This window comes from Endozoicomonas sp. SESOKO2 (genome assembly GCF_024606245.1).
Lineage (GTDB): Bacteria > Pseudomonadota > Gammaproteobacteria > Pseudomonadales > Endozoicomonadaceae > Endozoicomonas_A.
Genome location: NZ_JAHHPQ010000790.1, coordinates 1 through 5,833, shown reverse-complemented (window position 1 = coordinate 5,833; position 5,833 = coordinate 1). Strand labels below are relative to the sequence as shown.

Annotated in this window: 4 protein-coding genes; 1 reads left to right on the top strand and 3 read right to left on the bottom strand. The window is 48.9% G+C overall.

The genetic code is table 11. The features are described 5' to 3' along the window. Positions 1 to 122: 122 nt before the first annotated feature. Entirely contained in the window at positions 123 to 1,406 is a 1,284-nt protein-coding gene (locus KDK17_RS18785) for an ankyrin repeat domain-containing protein (protein WP_257288791.1), read from the bottom strand. Positions 1,407 to 1,761: 355 nt separating this feature from the next. On the opposite strand from KDK17_RS18785, the gene msrA reads away from it, so the two are divergent. Further along, on the top strand, positions 1,762 to 2,403 hold the full coding sequence (gene msrA / locus KDK17_RS18780; protein ID WP_257280000.1) for a peptide-methionine (S)-S-oxide reductase MsrA: 642 nt from the start codon (positions 1,762 to 1,764) through the stop codon (positions 2,401 to 2,403). Between the two features lie 211 nt (positions 2,404 to 2,614). Here msrA and mnmC read toward each other — a convergent pair whose 3' ends face one another. Both mnmC and KDK17_RS18770 read right to left on the bottom strand, forming a co-directional pair. After that, positions 2,615 to 4,630, bottom strand: a complete 2,016-nt coding sequence (mnmC, locus tag KDK17_RS18775; protein WP_257288790.1) for a bifunctional tRNA (5-methylaminomethyl-2-thiouridine)(34)-methyltransferase MnmD/FAD-dependent 5-carboxymethylaminomethyl-2-thiouridine(34) oxidoreductase MnmC — start codon at positions 4,628 to 4,630, stop codon at positions 2,615 to 2,617. After that, positions 4,627 to 5,613: a tRNA-dihydrouridine synthase gene (locus KDK17_RS18770; protein ID WP_257288789.1), complete on the bottom strand. Its 987-nt coding sequence runs from the start codon at positions 5,611 to 5,613 to the stop codon at positions 4,627 to 4,629. The genes mnmC and KDK17_RS18770 overlap by 4 nt, the downstream gene beginning before the upstream one ends. Positions 5,614 to 5,833 lie beyond the last annotated feature (220 nt).

The following is a 5,833-nucleotide window of genomic DNA, read 5'->3' as shown; positions in this document are numbered from 1 at the left end:
TTTAGACCAATTTATTGCAACCGCAGTAGGACAGCCTTAAGTCCGACAGGCTGCTTAGGACTCCTCGCTACGGGGTCGTCTGGATAATTTGACCAATACCTGATGAATAAGTTCAAACGCTGTTATTCCCCATCTTTGCTTTGATGACTGCCTGCTTGATTAAGAATTTCAACAAATGCTTGTTTTTGTTCGCCAAGTCGGTCTAGCAGAGAATAAAAGTTGATATTGCCAATGCTGCGAGCATCAACTTTGGCCCCTCTGGCAATGAGTTTTTGAACCGCTTCCTTATCTTTTGCCAGAAGTGCGTAAAAAAGAAGAGTTCGTCTTCTGGAACAAACTGGCTGATTAACATCGGCAAAGGCAGTCATGCCAGCCGGGAGTAGTTCTTTGAGTAACTCAATATGGAGAGGGTTATTCCATTGCCCAATTGCATCAAAGGCGGAATACCCGATTTCAGGGTGAAGGTCAATTCTGGCTCCTGCCGAAAGGAGTATCCTGGCCAGTTCAGGCGCATTTTTCTTCAAAGGTTCTTTGATGGCGCTTGAACCATACGTTGCAAGAATAAGAGGTGTGCGTTCATCTTCATCAACCACATTAACGTCGGCATGTTTGGCTATCAGTTTTTTCAGTGCCCGCTCATGCCCTGATTCTGCTGCCAGATGCATGACAATTGGCCCATCATTATCTGTTTTATCAAAGGAGGCGCCATTATCGATTAAGGTGTCAAATAACTCGGGATTTTCAGGGGCCTTGGCAGCCAGGTGAAGAGCTGTACAACCGTATTTGTTCTGGAGGTTCATATCTGCTTTGCAATCCAGGAATATTTTTAGTACCTGAACATCACCGTAACTGACAGCATGATGTAGAGGCGTCATGCCTTTTTTATCTTGCAGGTCAATATCAGCGCCACAGTCTAGCAGTGAGCGGATCAATTCCAGGTTACCGTTTTTTGCGGCAATGTGGATAGCGGCCATGCCCTTCCCTAAATGATGAACGTTCGGGTCGACGCCATTGGCGATCAGTTCGATAGCTTGTTCTTCCCGACCGGCCTCGATGGCATGGGCAATGGGCGAGAACGAGATGTCTTCAGCAACAAGGGCAGGTGTGCGGCAGGAAGGGCATCTGGTGCCAAATACAGGGTTTGATGAGCGGTAATCGCGCAGACACTTATTATGGAAAAAATGTTTGCCAGGTCTTTCGGAAGGGCGCATCAAAGAATAATCACCTTTATGCAGCATCGTAACATTATATGGGCCGAATAAACCTTCCAGGCATATTGGGCATAGGGGATTACCATCTCCCTGAGCAGTCATATTGGAGACAGTGTTATCCGGTGTAAGTATATTATTAATAGAGCTCATTTCATTCATTCGAGCCGCATTAAAATAGTCAGTAGTTAAATTCATAAACATGACCTTTTTCTGGGTTTAAAGAATAAGTTTCAAAGCTGCCATCCCCGGAAAACCTATGGCGTAATAATACTTTCATTATTTTTTTCCGTGAAAACTGCAAATTTCTGACTCAGGGAAAAACGAGCGGCAATACCGGTCTTAAGTATTTGGATCAACAGTACTGGGAAAAGTTCCCCGTGCAGGAGTGACGGGCAGAATAACAGGTACTCATCTTGACTGGCGGTGCAGGTTCGATGTCTGGCTTGATCCGGCTCTGATGATGCTTGAGTAAGAGGGAGTCGTAGGTATTGATTTTCTGATCTGTGGCTCCATAAAGCCATTATGAATGTCTGGAATTGGAGGGATTGGAATGTTGTTTGATAAACATCAACTGCCCAGTGAGGAGAGCGCCTTGAAAGGGCGTGATCAAGCGATTGAAGTGCCGACAGAGCATTTTGTTAATGGTCATGCCATTGCGCCCCCTTTTCCCGGGCAGCTGGAGGTGATTTATGTCGGTATGGGCTGTTTCTGGGGGGCTGAAAGGCTGTTCTGGAAACAACAGGGCGTCTGGACAACGGCGGTTGGGTATGCGGGAGGCTATACCCCTAACCCGACTTATGAAGAAGTTTGTAGTGGTGGCACGGGTCATGCCGAGGTGGTCATGGTGGCCTTCGATCCAAACGTCATCAGTCTGGAATCTCTGCTGAGATTGTTTTGGGAGTCTCACGATCCTACCCAGGGTATGCAGCAGGGGAATGATCGGGGCACTCAGTATCGATCTGTGATTTACACCACTTTCGATGAGCAGAGTGAGAAAGCCCGTGAATCGATGGCTCAATACCAGACGGCGTTGAACGAAAGCGGTAAAGGCAAAATTACCACAGAAATTGTAGATGCTCCGGTCTTTTATTATGCTGAGGCCTATCATCAGCAATACTTGGCCAAAAACCCTGAAGGTTATTGTGGTCTGGCAGGGACGGGAGTCTGTCTGCCTCCTATACTGCAGGTTTAAACCCGACCGCGTTTCCCTGACGCTGATGAATTTTCTGCAGGTAAAAAAACGGACAGCCTCAAGAGGGAGAGCTGTCCGGATGCAGTTTTCTGAATGATTATCTTAAGGCGTTGTTGACACCTGTGAACTTATGATAGATCTGCTTTTGTGGCTTCTCTGTGAGTATATATACCTTTGTTGATTCGCTATACCGATATATTTTTGTCGGTTATTACAGTTGATTTCGACTCATTGCCCTCACCAGAAATCGGGTAGGGTTCAAATGGTCCAGAAGATCAGAGGCGACAGGTGAGCACTCGTCATTCATTTGTGCAGCCAGCAATTCTCCCGACAAAGGTGCTGTAATCAATCCTCTGGAACCATGACCGGCATTGATGTAGAGACCGTTCAGGTATTGTGGAGGACGGGTGAATGGGTGCTTTATGTTCTTGCGAAGCATGGCAAACTCATTCAGAAAGTCTTTCTGGTTAACAATTGCTCCCACAGCAGGCATATAATCGGGCGTCGTGCAACGGAAGCTGGCTCTGCCTCCCAGAATGTTGGCCTGTTCCTCTCCCCCCAGTGCCCGATAGAGTTCAGGTGCGCATTCCCTCTGCATTGCCAGATTTTTCTCATGGTCCTCTGTCAGAACCTCAACCGAGTCACTGTGAAAATCGAAAGTGGCTCCAATGGTATGACGACCGTGGGTGGCAGGCGCTGCATAGCCTTCGCCGCAAACCGTTGTTTTTAGTAAGCTGCTGTCGTCAGTACAGCCTATTTCGGTGATCTGGCCTCTGATGTTTTTCAGTGGAATAAAGTCCAGTGCGGGCAATTGGTTGGATGCTTTGGCGCAGGCAATGATGACATTGTGGGACTTCATTGTTCGGAGGGCGTCATTACTCAACAGATTCAAAGTCCAGCCATCAGACGTGTAATCAAGAGACTCTAGCCTTGTATTAGACACTACATTGATATTGTCGTGCTTCGCCAGAGTCTGACAAAAAAGAGCAGGATTCACCCAGCCCGCATTCGGGAAGTAAAGGCCATCATGTTCCAACGGCAAGCCAGCGACCTTTGAAAGCTCGTGGCTGGACAGGAAGCTAAGAAAGTCAGTGGGAAAGTGATTTGCCAGATCCTGATGACGTTTCCGCACCTTCTCATTGATAGCCAGCTGGACGACGCCGGATTGTTGCCAGAGCTCCGGCTGAAGGTGGGCAAAAGTGCTCAATAAATGAATGGAGTAAAGGTAGCTCTGGGTGATAAATCGACTGAGAGGCGTGTTATTGGCCGACAGTTTAGCGTACAGAATGCCTTGAGGATTGCCGGATGCCTCCATCGCCAGAGCCTGGTGTTGTTCGATCAGGGTAACCTGCCACCCCCTTTCAGCCAGTGCTCTTGCCGTGCTGCAGCCAGCAAGCCCTCCACCGACGACCATGGCACTCTGAGCCATGCCGTCATTGTCCGGCTGACGGTGGGGCAGAAACCATAACGGCTTGGTATTCAGTTTTTTGGCTGTTTGAGTCAGTCTGCCTTTGATCATGTCCCGTTTGTGCCCGAAGCCGTCGCTTTTTTCGACACTGAAGCCCGCCTGACTGAGCCCGTCCCGGACGATTCTTGCGGCCGTGAAGGTTGCGTAGGTAGTGTCCGAATGGCTTTTGGCTGCAATAGCTTTAAATAGCTCCGGTTGCCACATCTGAGGGTTTTTCGCAGGGCTGAAGCCATCGAGAAACCAGGCGTCAACCCGGCCTTCCAGCTTTGGCAGTGTGTTCAGTACATCGCCCATGCAGATTGTCAGTTTTACTTTGCCATTAGCAAAGCTAAAATGCTGATATCCTTCAACAGCGGGCATATAGCATTCAACCAGTGGGGCGGTGTACTTTGCCAGTTCAGGCCACATGGAGAGTGCTTTCCGGAGATCTTCCCGGGACAGGGGGTACTTTTCGGTCGACAGATAATGAAGTCTTGACGACTCAGGTGCTTCTTCCTCGAAACAGGCCCAGGTACAGAGAAAGTTGAGCCCCGTGCCAAAACCGGTTTCCCCGAGAGTAAAGCACTGATTTTGATTCAGGGCGGCAAAGCGCTTTGGCAGATCATTGCCCTCAATAAATACGTGCCGGGTTTCCCTGATGCCTGAATCGCTGGAAAAGTAAATATCGTCAAATGCAGTGGATGCAGGCTGACCGTTTTCTTTCCATTCAAGGTCGGCATGAGTGACAGACAGGACTGCAGAATCAGATTTACGGCTCATGCGGCTTCCTTAATGATGTGGGAGAGAGTTTGTAGACAGGTCTCTCGCTTCACTTTTTCAAACAGTTCGCGGGCATTGACGGAGCTTTTACTCATCATGCTTAGCCATTGTTTCAGCCTGCCATCCAGGTAGCGTCTGGGGTTATTGATGAAATAAGGATGATCCTGCTCTGGATTTTCGGGTGTAAGCAGCACTTTTTCGGTGAATCTCTGGATCAGTGAAAGAGAACGAGCCCAGCGTTCTTCCTGACATTGATTGTGCTGGCTGGCGACAATAGCCGCAGGCAGATCAGGGTCGCGAAGGATACCCCGACCAATCATAATGTCCCGACAGCCAGATACTTCCCGGCAGCGCTGGGCATCCTCAACTTTGAAAATATCACCATTGGCTACCAGAGGAATGGACAGAGCCTCTCGCAACTGAACCAGTTCCTGCCAGTGAGCAGGGGGTTTATAACCCTGGAGCTTGGTTCTGGCATGAACCACCAGAGTGCTGGCGCCGGCACTTTCTATGGCCTGAGCATTTTCCAGGGCAAGGTCGCTATCCAAATAGCCCAATCTCATTTTGGCACTGACAGACACTTCCGCAGGAACCGCTTTTCGAACCGCTGAAACAATCTCATGAATAAGCTCGGGTTCTTTCAGGAGTACTGCACCTCCTTTATGGCGATTGACGGTTTTAGCCGGACAGCCAAAATTTAAATCGATTCCCAGCGCTCCGAGTCGGGCCGCTTTGGCTGCGTTATAGGCCATCATTTCAGAATTATTGCCAAGAAACTGTATGTGGACAGGTGTTCCACTTCGTGTACGGCAGCCGTGTTTGAGTTCGGGGCAGATCCGCTGAAAAGTTTGTGTAGGCAGCCGAGTGTCCGTGATGCGGATAAATTCTGTTATGCACAGATCAATGCCGCCCGCTTCGGTCAGCAGCTCTCGCAGAAGGTAATCAACGACTCCTTCCATGGGGGCGAGGGTTATAGTGCTCATGAATGAATAGGGTGTCGCTCTTGGGCAAACGAAACAATTTAACAGAAATTCCTCTGCAGGGGACAATTTCGAGACAAAGCTTGATATAAAAGGGTGAATAGTTGGCCGACAGCAGGTATTCTGCAAGCTCATTACCTCAAGCAGTCACCTTTCGTGCAACACACACATTCACTGGCAAAGCATCTTAAAACCTCTCTTGGCTGGCATCAATCCCGTATTG